The 12382-nt window shown below is 62.5% G+C and carries 12 protein-coding genes; 10 read left to right on the top strand and 2 right to left on the bottom strand.

The features are described from left to right. Positions 1-22 precede the first annotated feature (22 nt). The 10 genes from B6V76_RS15905 (at position 23) to B6V76_RS15860 (ending at position 10507) form a co-directional block, all read left to right on the top strand. On the top strand, positions 23-1414 hold the full coding sequence (locus B6V76_RS15905) for a type II and III secretion system protein family protein (RefSeq protein ID WP_088720370.1): 1392 nt from the start codon (positions 23-25) through the stop codon (positions 1412-1414). A gap of 17 nt (positions 1415-1431) precedes the next feature. Further along, the gene (locus tag B6V76_RS15900) at positions 1432-2079 is read left to right on the top strand and encodes an OmpA family protein (protein WP_088727953.1); all 648 of its coding nucleotides are present in this window, start codon (positions 1432-1434) and stop codon (positions 2077-2079) included. 262 nt (positions 2080-2341) lie between these two features. Then, entirely contained in the window at positions 2342-3610 is a 1269-nt protein-coding gene (locus B6V76_RS15895; RefSeq protein WP_075775897.1) for an AAA family ATPase, read from the top strand. 19 nt (positions 3611-3629) lie between these two features. After that, the gene (locus B6V76_RS15890; protein WP_088727909.1) at positions 3630-5087 is read left to right on the top strand and encodes a CpaF family protein; all 1458 of its coding nucleotides are present in this window, start codon (positions 3630-3632) and stop codon (positions 5085-5087) included. A 12-nt stretch (positions 5088-5099) separates the two neighbouring features. Further along, positions 5100-6059 carry a type II secretion system F family protein gene (locus tag B6V76_RS15885; RefSeq protein ID WP_075775895.1) on the top strand — a complete coding sequence of 320 codons (960 nt, stop codon included), beginning with the start codon at positions 5100-5102 and terminating at the stop codon, positions 6057-6059. 10 nt (positions 6060-6069) lie between these two features. Further along, positions 6070-7077 (top strand): type II secretion system F family protein, encoded by a 1008-nt coding sequence (locus B6V76_RS15880; RefSeq protein ID WP_088727908.1) that lies wholly within the window; start codon positions 6070-6072, stop codon positions 7075-7077. 4 nt (positions 7078-7081) lie between these two features. Beyond that, a complete protein-coding gene (locus tag B6V76_RS15875; protein WP_088727907.1) occupies positions 7082-7651 on the top strand; it encodes a tetratricopeptide repeat protein in 570 nt (189 codons plus the stop codon). A gap of 27 nt (positions 7652-7678) precedes the next feature. Then, positions 7679-8551, top strand: a complete 873-nt coding sequence (locus B6V76_RS15870) for a hypothetical protein (protein ID WP_088727906.1) — start codon at positions 7679-7681, stop codon at positions 8549-8551. Between the two features lie 4 nt (positions 8552-8555). Continuing rightward, the gene (locus B6V76_RS15865) at positions 8556-9056 is read left to right on the top strand and encodes a prepilin peptidase (protein WP_075775891.1); all 501 of its coding nucleotides are present in this window, start codon (positions 8556-8558) and stop codon (positions 9054-9056) included. A 140-nt stretch (positions 9057-9196) separates the two neighbouring features. After that, entirely contained in the window at positions 9197-10507 is a 1311-nt protein-coding gene (locus tag B6V76_RS15860) for an ATPase (RefSeq protein ID WP_088720479.1), read from the top strand. Positions 10508-10512: 5 nt separating this feature from the next. Here B6V76_RS15860 and B6V76_RS15855 read toward each other — a convergent pair whose 3' ends face one another. Then, positions 10513-11367, bottom strand: a complete 855-nt coding sequence (locus B6V76_RS15855) for a LytTR family DNA-binding domain-containing protein (protein WP_088727905.1) — start codon at positions 11365-11367, stop codon at positions 10513-10515. 107 nt (positions 11368-11474) lie between these two features. Then, positions 11475-12377: a bifunctional methylenetetrahydrofolate dehydrogenase/methenyltetrahydrofolate cyclohydrolase FolD gene (folD, locus tag B6V76_RS15850; protein ID WP_088720378.1), complete on the bottom strand. Its 903-nt coding sequence runs from the start codon at positions 12375-12377 to the stop codon at positions 11475-11477. Positions 12378-12382: the final 5 nt, after the last annotated feature.

Genomic DNA, 12382 nt, shown 5'->3' with positions numbered 1-12382 from the left:
GATCGGAGAGGCAGGGTCACAGATGAAATTTAGAACTTTGATGCAGGCCTGCCTATGTGGCATGGCGTTGAGCATCGCGGCGATGGGCCCGGTGCAGGCAGACACGTTGCGGATCATGTCCGGCGCCACTCAAGCGCCGCTGACCGTTCCGCTCAACCGTGCGGTGGTCGTGGAAAGCGACACGCCGTTCTCGGAACTCTCGATCGCCAACCCTGGCATCGCGGACATCCAGACCCTTTCGGACCGCTCGATCTATGTGCTCGGCAAGGTTCCGGGCCGGACGACGCTGACGATCCTCGGCGCTGACGGCAAGCTGATCTCCAATGTCGACGTTCAGGTGACCCCGGACCTCGCGGAGTTCAAGGAACGCCTCAAGCAGATCCTGCCCGGCGAAAACATCCAGGTCCGCACCGCGAATGACGGTATCGTGCTGTCGGGCACTGTTTCCTCGGCACAGAAACTCAGCCGCGCGTTGGAACTGGCCAATCGCTACGCGCCCGACCGGGTGTCGAACCTGATGATGGTGGGCGGTACGCAGCAGGTGATGCTGAAAGTGCGCTTCGCAGAGATGCAGCGCTCGGTCGCGAAAAGCCTCAGCTCCTCGATCAATGCCAGCCTCGGTCCGAACGGAGGCTTGGGCGCGGGGGCTGGCTTCGGAGGCACCACAACGACTGCCTCGAACGCTGCCTCGCAGAGCTACGAGAACGGGATCGGCATCGGCCTGACCCGAGGGACCTTCCAGCTGGGCGTTCTCATCCAGGCGCTTGAGAACAAAGGCGTCGTTCGTACCCTCGCCGAACCGAACCTGACGGCGCTTTCCGGCCAGTCCGCAGACTTCCTCGCCGGTGGCGAATACCCGATCCCGGTGCTCAACAACGGTGACGTCTCGATCCAGTACAAGCCCTTCGGCGTCGAGATGTCCTTCACCCCGCGCGTCGTCGATGGTGACGTTATCAACCTCGAAATCGCCGCCTCTGTCTCCTCGATCGACACGGCGAACGGTTACACGAGCGGGACCTTCAACGTCAGCGCCTTCAAGAAGCGCTCGACCTCGACCACCGTCGAGATGCGTGATGGCGAGAGTTTCGCGATCGCGGGCCTGCTGCAGGACGACTTCAACGATTCCGTGGGGCAGATCCCGTGGCTCGGCGATGTGCCGGTGCTCGGCGCGCTGTTCCGTTCGACCGAGTTCGAACGCAAGCAGTCCGAACTGGTGATCATCGTCACGCCGCATCTGGTCTCGCCCGTGAAGGGCGACACGCTGGTGCTGCCTACGGATCGCCTGAAGCCGCCAACCGAGTCCGAGCTGTTCCTCAACGGCAGAACCTCGGGCGGTCGAGCACCGCAGAAGGGTCCTGCCGCGGAAGTCGCCAAGCAGGACTTCTCCGGGTCCTATGGCTATGTGATGGAGTGAGCGAGATGGCTGGGAACATGAAACTGCGCACCCTCGCGATCACCATCGGAACTCTGGCTCTGCTGGCGGGCTGTTCCGAAGGCACCAAGGTCTTCAACTCCGAGGTCGGCTCGACCACGGAAGGCTCCCTCGGATTCGGCTCCGCGATCGCGCAGAACCAGGCGATGATGAGCGGCAATCAAAGCTACGTCATCAACATGACACGCAAATTCGCCGCCGACGTGCCGAACACAGTGCATTTCGCCTTCAACTCCTCGGTGCTCGATGCGCAGGCGCGCAATGCGCTGCTGATGCAGGCGAACTGGATCCGACAGAACCCGGAAGTACGCTTCCGGGTCTATGGGCATACCGACCTCGTAGGCTCCGACGCCTATAACAAGGCCTTGGGGATGCGGCGCGCCCGCGCCGTGGTGAATTTCCTCGTGTCGCAAGGCATATCCCGCGCGCGGCTGGAGGCGGTCGTTTCCTTCGGCGAAACGCATCCGCTTGTCTACACGCAGGCTCCGAACGCGCAGAATCGCCGCACCGTCACCGAGGTCTCCGGCTTCGTGACCAAGGGCCGGCCTATGCTGCTCGACGGAAAATACGCGGCGGTAATCTATCGCGACTATATCGCCTCGGCGACAGCCGGCGGCGGCAACAACAATAGCGGCGGCGGCAACTAAGCCACTGAATTCGCTAACCTTGTCGCAACATTTCGGCAAATGAGACCCATAGACGGCGGGCGCTTTCAACAAAGCCCGCCGTTTTTCTTTATCGTCTCTCAATATCCCACAATTGAAACAGTCTGGCCCCAATGTCGCCCAGATTAGAAACGAGATTGAGCCTCGACGGAATAGGCGCGTCCAGCGAGTCGCGTCCGGTCCGCGGCGTATGAACAGAGTTAACCGAACCGCGCCACGGGTCACGAAAAAGAGGACAGAGGCAATGACTGCAGCAGCTATCATGACTTCGGAGCCGGCCCCGATCCAGGCGTGCACCGTGTCCCGCGATGTGTCGAATTTCGATCTGCTGATCGAGGATATGGAAACCGAGCTCGGCGAAAGCTGGGGCGATCTGACCTTCGATGAAGCGGTCATCTTCCTCGGCCAGCCCGACGCGGAACAGCTCGAGTTCATCGCGATCGCCGTGAATGGCGAAGACGAGGACGAGCTGACCAAGATTTCCGGCATCATCACCGAGGCGAAGGACCGCAACATCCGCGTTATCCTGATCGCCGATGAGGTGAGCCCAATCGCGCTGCATCAACTGTTGCGGCTCGGCGCGGATGATTTCGTCCCCTACCCGCTTCCCGAAGGCGCGCTGCACGACGCGATCGAGCGTCTTGGCCAAGCCGCCCCGCCGGTCGAAGCCGCGCCCCCCGTCCACGCGCCGACCTTTGCGGCGACCGGCAACCACGATGGTGTCGTCCTCCCGGTTCACGGCCTGTCCGGTGGCGTCGGTGCAAGCACCTTCGCGGTGAACCTCGCCTGGGAAATGGCGACGATCCACGACGGTAAAAAGAAGAAGAAAGCCCCGTCGACCTCGCCGAAAGTCTGCCTGCTCGATCTCGACCTGCAATTCGGCGCCGCCGCGACCTATCTCGACCTGCCGCGCCGCGAGGTGATCTACGAAATGCTCGCCGATACCGAGCATATGGACAAAGAGACCTTCCGACAGGCGATGCTCAGCTTCAACGACAAGCTCGACGTGCTGACCGCGCCGACCGACATGCTGCCGCTGGACCTTCTGAGCGGCGACGATCTGGAGCGCCTGATCGACATGGCGCGGGCACATTACGATTTCGTCGTGATCGACATGCCCTCGACCGTGGTCAGCTGGACCGAGACGGTGCTGAACAAGGCCCATCTCTACTTCGCGCTGATCGAGCTGGACATGCGCTCGGCCCAGAACGTGCTGCGGATGCAGCGGGCGCTGAAGTCCGAGGGGCTGCCGACCGAGAAGCTGCGTTACGTGCTCAATCGCGCGCCGAAATTCACCGATCTCAACGGCAAGGCCCGCGTGAAGCGACTGGCCGAGAGCCTCGATATCTCGCTCGAGCTGCTGATGAGCGATGGCGGCAAGCAGATCACTCAGGCCAACGATCACGGGCTGCCACTGGCGCTCTCGGCACCGAAAGTGCCGCTACGCAAGGAATTCCAGAAGCTCGCCGGCTCGCTGGTGGAGCTGAACGAAGCCGTCGAAGCAGCCGCCTGACCCGAAAGGACACGTCCAGATGTTTTCGCGCTACAAGAAAGACGGGGCAAAGCCCACCAACGGCAAGGCCGCCCCCCCGCCGCCCGCGCCCGGTGCCGCCAAGCCGCCGCCGATCGACGCTGCGCCGAAGACGCAGGTGGTCCATCGCAAGATGGGCCCCGCGAAGGTTGCTGCCGACCCGGTGGCCGTCGACAAGGAAAAGAAACGCAAACAGCGCCTTCAGGAACTCAAGGTGGAGCTGCACAAGCGGCTGCTGGAGAACCTGAACCTCGCCGCACTTGAGCACGCCTCCGAACGCGAGCTGCGCGCCGAGATCGCCGACATCACCGCCGAGGCGATGACCGAGCTTTCGGTCGCGCTGAACGCGCAGGACCGCCAGGCGCTGCAACAAGAGCTTTACGATGAGGTCATGGGGCTCGGCCCGCTCGAGCCGCTTCTGAAGGACGACACCGTCAACGATATTCTCGTGAACGGCCCGCAGCAGATCTTCATCGAGCGCAATGGCAAGCTCGAACTGAGCGACATCACCTTCAAGGACGAACGCCACCTGCTGCGCATCATCGACAAGATCGTGTCGGCAGTGGGCCGTCGCGTCGATGAATCGAACCCTTATGTGGACGCGCGTCTCGCCGATGGCTCGCGCTTCAACGCGATGGTGCCGCCGATCGCGGTGGACGGCTCGCTCGTCTCCATTCGTAAGTTCAAGAAGGACAAGCTGGGGATTGACGATCTCGTTAGTTACGGCGCCTTCACCGAGGAAATCGCGGCCTATCTGCAAGCCGCCGTCGCGACCCGTCTCAACGTGATCGTCTCGGGCGGGACGGGTTCAGGTAAAACGACGACCCTGAACGCGCTTTCCTCATTCATCGACAACTCCGAGCGCATCCTGACGATCGAGGATACGGCGGAACTTCAGCTGCAACAGACCCATGTGGGCCGGATGGAAAGCCGCCCGCCGAACGTCGAAGGCAAGGGTGCGGTCACCCAGCGCGACTGTCTCAGGAACGCGCTGCGGATGCGTCCCGACCGGATCATCGTCGGCGAAACGCGCGGCGAGGAAGTCATCGACATGCTGCAGGCCATGAACACGGGCCACGACGGCTCGATGACCACAATTCACGCGAACTCCGCCCGCGATGGCGTGGCGCGTCTGGAGAACATGATCTCGATGTCGGGCATCGAGATGCCGATGAAGGCGATGCGCAGCCAGATCGCTTCGGCTGTGAACCTGATCGTGCAGGCCTCGCGTCTGCAGGACGGCTCGCGCCGCATGGTTTCGGTCACCGAAATCACCGGCATGGAAGGCGACGTGATCTCGATGCAGGAAGTCTTCCGCTACGAGCGTCTCGGGCTTGCCCCCGACGGCAAGATCATCGGCCGCTTCACCGCGACCGGCGTGCGCTCTCATTATTCCGATCGGTTCCGGCAATGGGGCTACGACCTGCCGGCGTCGATCTACGAACCCGTGCAGGACTAAGGACACTCCGCCATGGCGACCCCCATTATCTACCTGCTGATCTTCGTCGCGGTTCTGCTGCTCGTCGAAGGCGTCTACCTGCTGGTCTTCGGCAAATCGATCTCGCTCAACAAGCGGGTCAATCGCCGCCTCGAGATGCTCAACAAGGGCGAACGGCGCGAAGAGGTGCTGGAGCGTCTGCGCAAGGAAGCGTCGCAGCATAGCGACGCGCGCTCGATCCCGCTCTATTCGCTGCTGGCAGACAAGGCGCAGAAGGGCAACATCGCGTTCTCGCCGATGGCGCTGATCGGCATCATGGCCTTCGCCTGCTTCGCCGCTTTCATGGCACTCACGCTGAGCTCGGATGCCGGCATCTTCATCCGCATCTTCCTCGCGCTGTTCATGGGCGTGGGCGGCGTTTATTTCTGGGTCAACTCGAAGGCCAAGAAACGCATGGCCCTGATGGAGGAGCAGCTACCCGACGCGGTGGAACTGATGGTGCGCTCGCTTCGCGTCGGCCACCCCCTGCCCTCCGCGATCCAGGCGGTCGCGCGCGAGATCCCCGATCCGCTGGGCACCGAATTCGGCATCATCGCCGACGAGGCGGCCTACGGTCGCAACGTGGCCGAGGCGATCTCGGAAATGGCTGAACGGCTCGACATGCAGGATCTGCGCTTCCTCGCGGTCGCCGTGTCGATCCAGCAGACCTCGGGCGGGAACCTCGCAGAGGTTCTCGACGGTCTGTCCAAGGTGATCCGCTCACGCTTCCGGCTGTTCCGCAGGGTGAAAGCGATTACCGCGGAGCCGCGCTGGTCGGGCATCTTCCTCTCGGCCTTCCCCGTCGTGGTGATGGTGATCATTCAGGTCGTCTCGCCCGACTATTACGACGAGGTCAAAACGACCGCCGCCTTCATTCCGGCCGCGATCGTGGTGTTCCTGCTGCTCGGCGCCAACGTGATCTTCATGAAGGTCATGACAACCATCAAGGTCTGAGGAGAGCCCAATGGATTTCGCTGCCATCAACCAGATGCTGATCGATGCGCTCGGGCCGATGGGTCCGATGATGGCGCTCGCAGGACTTGGCGGGCTTCTCGTGCTCGCTGCAGTCCCCGCGCTCCTGAAGAAGCGCGAAGACCCCTTTGACAAGATCCGTGGCAATGCCCCGCGCCCGCCGCGTCAGGCACCCAGCACGAACAACGACAGCCCCAGCCAGAAGCTGCGCGACACGCAAAACGACAAACTGCAGAAATACGCGGCCTTCCTCGAACCGCAAAATGCCGAGGAACTGTCGGAGTCGCGCAAATGGCTGCAATCGGCCGGCTATCGCGGTCCGAATGCAGTGCGCACCTTCCACGCGGTTCAGTTCGCGGCTGGCATCGGCCTGCTCGCGCTCGGCTCGCTCTATGTCGTGCTCTACAACTCCAGCGCGCCCGAAGGGCAGGCGATGGGGATGCTGGGCACCGTGCTCTGGGTGCTCGGGCCCGGCGGCGTGGGCTATTACGGCCCGAAATACTGGGTAAACAAGCGCGTGGCAGCGCGCACCGACGAGATGCAGAACGGCTTCCCCGACGCACTCGACATGCTCCTCGTCTGCGTCGAGGCGGGCCAGTCCCTCGATCAGGGGATCATCCGCGTCTCGAAAGAGCTGAACAAATCCTACCCAGCACTGTCGGAAGAATTCGCGATGGTCGCGCACGAGATCAAGGCCGGTCTCGACAAGGCGACCGTGCTGCGCAATTTCGGCGAACGCTCGGGCGTGCCGGATATCGCGAGTTTTGTGACCGTGATGATTCAGTCGCAGCAATTCGGCACCTCGATCGCAGAGGCCCTGCGCCTCTATGCCGCCGACATGCGCGACAAGCGGATCATGCGTGCCGAGGAAGCCGCCAACAAGATTCCCACCAAGATGACGCTGGGCACAATGATGTTCACCGTGCCGCCGCTTCTGATCATTCTTGTCGGCCCGTCGATCCATGATATGCTTGAGACCTTCAAGAATATAGGCATTTGACGGCATGATCCCAAAGCGCCGCGACCTGATACTGGCCGCGCTTACCCTGAGCACATTGGCCGCCTGTAACCCGGGCGGCCTTTCGGCTGAGAAACGCGGCGCGTTCGCCCCCAGCACCAAACCCGGAGCGGAGGCGGTCGACGGGCTTCTGGTCGGCCATCGGCTGATGGAAGCGGGCGAATACGAGCTTGCCCTGAAAGCCTATTACCGCGCGGCAGGCCAGCATGGCGCCACGGCGGAAATCCTCTCGGGCGTGGGCTCGGCCGACCTGAAGCTCGGGCGTCTCAACCAGGCGGAACAGATGCTGCGCCGGGCGACCGAGGCCGATCGGACCTTCGTGCCGGCGTGGAACAACCTCGGCGTCGTTCTGATGGAGCGCGGCAAATACGCCGAAGCCGCCCGCGTCTTCAAACTGGCCTTCGCGCTGGACAGTGGCCAATCGGACGCGATCAAGCAAAACCTCACGCGGGCGCTCGCAAAAATCGAGGAGCCGGGTTACGCTGCGCCACAGGACAAGCAGTTCACGCTCGTCAGGAAAGGGGTCGGTGACTACCTGCTGCTGACGAAGCACTGAGGCTCGAGCAAAAAGGACGCAGGTAACATGCGCCACCCGATCTTTCTGGCAGCCTTGGCTGGCTGTGCGATGACTCTCTCTGGCTGTATGGGCAATAACAGCGACGCCGAAGTCGCACGCGCGATGAAAAGCGTGAATGCCGTCGACGAGACCAACCTCACCGACATCATGCTGACGGTCGCCGACCCGAACGAGGCCGTAACCTATTTCACCCGGCTGTCCAACGACAACCCCGACCGGATCGACGCCAAGCGCGGCCTCGCGAAATCGCTCGTGCGCGCTCAGAAGCCGGTGCAGGCCGTGAAGGTCTGGCAGGAGGTCATCGCCATGCCGGGCGCGACCAATGACGACCGCGTGTCGATGGCCGAGGCGCAGATCCGCTCCAATGACTGGTCCGGAGCGAAGGCGACGCTGGACACCGTGCCGCCGACCCACGAGACCTACGACCGCTACCGGCTTGAGGCGATGGTCGCCGATAGCGAGAAAAAGTGGAAGAAGGCCGACAGCTTCTACGAGACCGCGGCGGGCCTGACCACGAAGCCCGCGGGCATCTACAACAACTGGGGCTTTTCCAAGCTCAGCCGCGGCGATGCGGCGGGGGCCGAGAAACTGTTCAAGGAAGCGCTCACCTACGACCCGACGCGCTTCACCACGAAGAACAACCTCGTACTCGCCCGTGCGAGCCAAGGCAAATACGACCTGCCCGTGATCGACATGACCCAGACCGAGAGGGCGCAATTGCTCTATACGGCGGGTCTCGCGGCGGTGAAGCGCGGCGACGTCAATATCGGCAAGACGCTTCTGCAAGACGCGATCGACACCAATCCGCAATATTTCGCGGAGGCCGACCGGGCGCTGAAGGCGCTCGATCAGGGATCCTCGAGCGCGCTGAAGGGCTGACGGAATGCTCGGTCTTGCTCCGCCTCTGTCGGCGCTGATCTTTCTGGTGCTGATTACCCCGGTTTGCGCCTGGGTGGTCTTTACCGACCTCAAATACATGAAGATCCGCAACAAGGCGGTACTGGCGCTGCTGTTGATCTTTGCGGTGGCGGGGCCGCTCCTGCTGCCGCTCGACGTCTATGGATGGCGTTGGACCCATGCGCTCGTCGTCTTCGCGATCGGCTATATCCTGAACCAGATCGCGCATTTCGGCGCGGGAGACGCGAAATTCGCAGCCGTCGCCGCGCCATTCTTCTCGCATGACCTGTTCGACGTGCAACTGACGATGTTCCTGCTCTGCGCCTTCCTGTTGGCCGCCTTCGCTGCGCATCGCATCTTTCGTGCAATCCCGGCAGTGGTGAACGCGACCCCCGACTGGGTCAGCTGGAAGCGCAAGGACTTCCCGATGGGCTTGGCGCTGGTCGGCACGCTCTGGGCGTATCTGCTGCTCGCGGCCCTTGGCTGATTGTTCGGCCCGCCGACCAGGTATCGCGACGATTACCCTGTTTTTCCAACTTTTGGCCACAATCGCCAGCAAGATTGGCCCGGACCGATCTTCGCCCCGTTTTTGATCAGACGGGACGTATAGCCGAGAGGATGCGCCAGATGAACATGATGACCGCGAATGTCATCGCCCCTGTCCCGCCGCGCGCGCTGGAGGAAACGGGGCTAAATGTCGTGGTGATGCGCGACATCCTCCTGAAGACGATGTTCCGCACCAATACGGACACGGCCTCCGCGCTGTCGAAGCTGGTCTGCCTGCCGATTACCATGGTGCAGGAATTGATCGACATGTGCCGCAAGCACGGTCTGCTGGAGGCGATGGGCACGCTGCACGCCAATTCCGGCGGCGAGATGGGATTCCAGCTGTCCGATAGCGGCAAGGCCCGCGCGCTCGATGCGCTCGCACAGTCGGAATATTACGGCGCGATGCCTGTCCCGCTGACGATCTATCGCGAGCAGGTCAAGCGCCAGTCGATCCGCAACATCCAGCTGACCCGCCAGCAGCTTCTGGGCGCGATGGGCCACCTGATCCTGCCGCCCGACCTGATCGGCCAGCTTGGTCCGGCGGTCTCCTCGGGGCGCTCGATCCTGATGTACGGTCCGCCCGGCAATGGCAAATCCTCGATCTCGAACGGTATCCGCGACGCGATCGGCGACAATATCTTCATTCCTCGCGCCATCGAATATGCCGGTCAGATCATCACTGTCTACGACCCGATCGTACATACCCCCGTCCCCGTCGAGGAGGACGATCCCACCGCCCTGCGCAAGCGCGGGATGCAGTTCGATCAGCGCTACGTCTATTGCGAGCGCCCGACCGTGATCACCGGTGGTGAACTGTCGCTCGACATGCTCGATCTGAAATACAACGCGACCGCGCGCACCTATACCGCGCCGCTGCAGTTCAAATCGGCGGGCGGCGTCTTCATCGTGGACGACCTTGGCCGTCAGGCAGAGCCGCCGCAGAAGCTGGTGAACCGCTGGATCGTGCCGCTGGAAGAGAACCGCGATATCCTCTCGCTTCAGTCGGGCGAGAAGTTCGAGGTGCCCTTCGACACGCTGGTGATCTTCTCGACCAACTTCCACCCGAACGATATCTTCGACAAGGCGGCGCTGCGTCGTATCTTCTTCAAGATCAAGATCGACGGGCCGAACCAATCCGACTATCTCAAGATCTTCCAGATGGTGGCGAAGAAGCGGCAGATGCCACTGGATGAGAAAGCGCTGCTGCACTTGCTCAAGGTGAAATATCCCACCATCGACAATGTCTACGCCAATTATCAGCCGATCTTCTTGATCGACCAGATGATCTCGATCTGCGAATTCGAGGGCATCCCCTATCAGATGACACCGGAGCTAGTGGATCGCGCCTGGGACAACATGTTCGTGAAAGACGAGGTGATCGTCCACTGACGGCGCTACTGCGCGGCCATCCGCTCCGCTCCGGAAGGCGGGAAGCCCGCAGCCTCGACGCGCGGCTGGTAGGTGCGCGAGACAGGCACCTCTTCGCCGTCGGACATCTCCAGAAAGACCCGCCCCTTCTCCTTGCGCATCGCGCGCACCGCTTCGCGCGCCACCCAATGCGAGCGATGGACCTGCAGGCCTGGCGCGCCCTCGGTCTCGGCGATCGCATCGGCAAGCCGGATCAGCAGACTGGTCTGCCCGGCCTCGGTGACCACGTCGACATAGTGGTCATTCACCGCAAGCCGGATCAACGGCGCGCGCAAGTCCGGCTCGAGCCGATAGAGCAGACGTGGCGCGGGCCGTGTCAGAGCTTTCTCGGCGGACGGATCGGCCCCGCTCGGCGCTTCTGTCGTATAGGCAGCGGCATGGATCTCACGCGACCGCGTCCGGCGCCCCTGCTCGGGCGCCATCCAGTGCCGCAGGATCGATCCCGCCATCGAGAGGCCAAAGATATATGCGGCCATGTGGAATATCTCGAACCCGCCGAAATTCGGCTTCTCCGCAAGCAGCAGGACGAGCAGGTAAAGCGGCGCGGTCAGCACGAGAGCCGAGAGACCCGCGAGGGTCGGAGCCTCGTATCGGAAACAGCGTAAACCCAACTTGCGCCGCACGAAAATGCGGATTGCCGCGCCTATCAGAATGCCCACGGCGATACTGGTCGGCCAGAAAACCAAGCGTGCGCCGAAGGACATGGATTCGAGAGAGTTGAACGGACCGGCGGCGACGCCGAAAAGCGATGCGACGATCCAGATCACCGGCAGAGCCGGAATCTTCAACGCCCGCCAATATGTCTTCCAGAATCCTGCCATAGCCGCCACGCCTCAATTGACGCTTGGGTAACGCAAGCATCACAGGTCCGACAACGGCAAAGGCCGTTTTCTCCTGTCCAACCTGCGGAAATCCTTACCTACTTTCGTCAGGCAGTCAAACCCTCGGGTTCGGGCAGATTGTTCGCGCGGCAGCAGGCAGTGACCGTGTTGGCAAGCAGGCAGGCGATGGTCATCGGACCGACGCCGCCTGGCACCGGGGTGATCGCGCCGGCGACCTCCTTGGCGCTGTCGAAATCGACATCGCCGACCAGCCGCGTCTTGCCCTCGCCCTTCTCGGGCGCGTCGATCCGGTTTATGCCGACATCGATCACGGTCGCGCCGGGCTTCACCCAGTCGCCCGGGATCATGCGTGGACGGCCCACGGCCGCGACAAGGATATCGGCGCCGCGACAGACATCCGCGAGGTTCTTGGTGCGGCTATGGGCGATGGTGACGGTGCAGCTGTCGCGCAGCAGCAGTTGCGCCATCGGCTTGCCGACGATGTTGGAGCGCCCCACCACGACGGCGTTCAGCCCCGAGAGGCTACCCAGTTGATCGCGCAGCATCATCAGGCAGCCCAGCGGCGTGCAGGGTACCATCGATTTCTGCCCAGTGCCGAGAAGGCCCACATTGAGGATATGGAAGCCGTCGACATCCTTCGCGGGGGTGATCGAATTGATCACCTTCTCCTCGTCGATGTGATCGGGCAGCGGTAGCTGCACGAGGATGCCATGCACCGCCGGATCGGCGTTCAGCTTCTCGACCAGAGCCAGCAGATCGGCCTCGGAGGTCTCGACTGGCAGCTTGTGCTCGTAGGACTTCATCCCGGCTTCAAGGGTCTGCTTGCCCTTGTTTCGGACATAGACCTGACTGGCCGGGTCTTCGCCCACCAGAACCACTGCGAGGCCCGGCGTGATGCCGTGTTCCTCCTGCAGCCGAGTGACATGCTCGGCCACTTTCTCGCGCACGCTCGCTGCGAAGGCCTTCCCGTCGATGATCGTCGCCGTCATTTCAT

The sequence above is a fragment of the Thioclava sp. IC9 genome (assembly GCF_002213225.1).
Classification (GTDB): Bacteria; Pseudomonadota; Alphaproteobacteria; order Rhodobacterales; family Rhodobacteraceae; genus Thioclava; species Thioclava nitratireducens.
The sequence above is the reverse complement of the archived record's forward strand: the minus strand, read 5'-3'. Positions and strand labels throughout refer to the sequence as shown.

Bases quoted from the DNA above. Each gene is read 5' to 3' on its own strand.
- B6V76_RS15865 (WP_075775891.1), top strand. From the start codon at position 8,556: ATGCTCGGTCTTGCTCCGCCTCTGTCGGCGCTGATCTTTCTGGTGCTG.
- B6V76_RS15875 (WP_088727907.1), top strand. From the start codon at position 7,082: ATGATCCCAAAGCGCCGCGACCTGATACTGGCCGCGCTTACCCTGAGC.
- B6V76_RS15885 (WP_075775895.1), top strand. From the start codon at position 5,100: ATGGCGACCCCCATTATCTACCTGCTGATCTTCGTCGCGGTTCTGCTG.
- B6V76_RS15870 (WP_088727906.1), top strand. From the start codon at position 7,679: ATGCGCCACCCGATCTTTCTGGCAGCCTTGGCTGGCTGTGCGATGACT.
- B6V76_RS15855 (WP_088727905.1), bottom strand. From the start codon at position 11,367: ATGGCAGGATTCTGGAAGACATATTGGCGGGCGTTGAAGATTCCGGCT.
- B6V76_RS15880 (WP_088727908.1), top strand. From the start codon at position 6,070: ATGGATTTCGCTGCCATCAACCAGATGCTGATCGATGCGCTCGGGCCG.
- B6V76_RS15905 (WP_088720370.1), top strand. From the start codon at position 23: ATGAAATTTAGAACTTTGATGCAGGCCTGCCTATGTGGCATGGCGTTG.
- folD (WP_088720378.1), bottom strand. From the start codon at position 12,377: ATGACGGCGACGATCATCGACGGGAAGGCCTTCGCAGCGAGCGTGCGC.
- B6V76_RS15895 (WP_075775897.1), top strand. From the start codon at position 2,342: ATGACTGCAGCAGCTATCATGACTTCGGAGCCGGCCCCGATCCAGGCG.
- B6V76_RS15860 (WP_088720479.1), top strand. From the start codon at position 9,197: ATGAACATGATGACCGCGAATGTCATCGCCCCTGTCCCGCCGCGCGCG.
- B6V76_RS15900 (WP_088727953.1), top strand. From the start codon at position 1,432: ATGAAACTGCGCACCCTCGCGATCACCATCGGAACTCTGGCTCTGCTG.
- B6V76_RS15890 (WP_088727909.1), top strand. From the start codon at position 3,630: ATGTTTTCGCGCTACAAGAAAGACGGGGCAAAGCCCACCAACGGCAAG.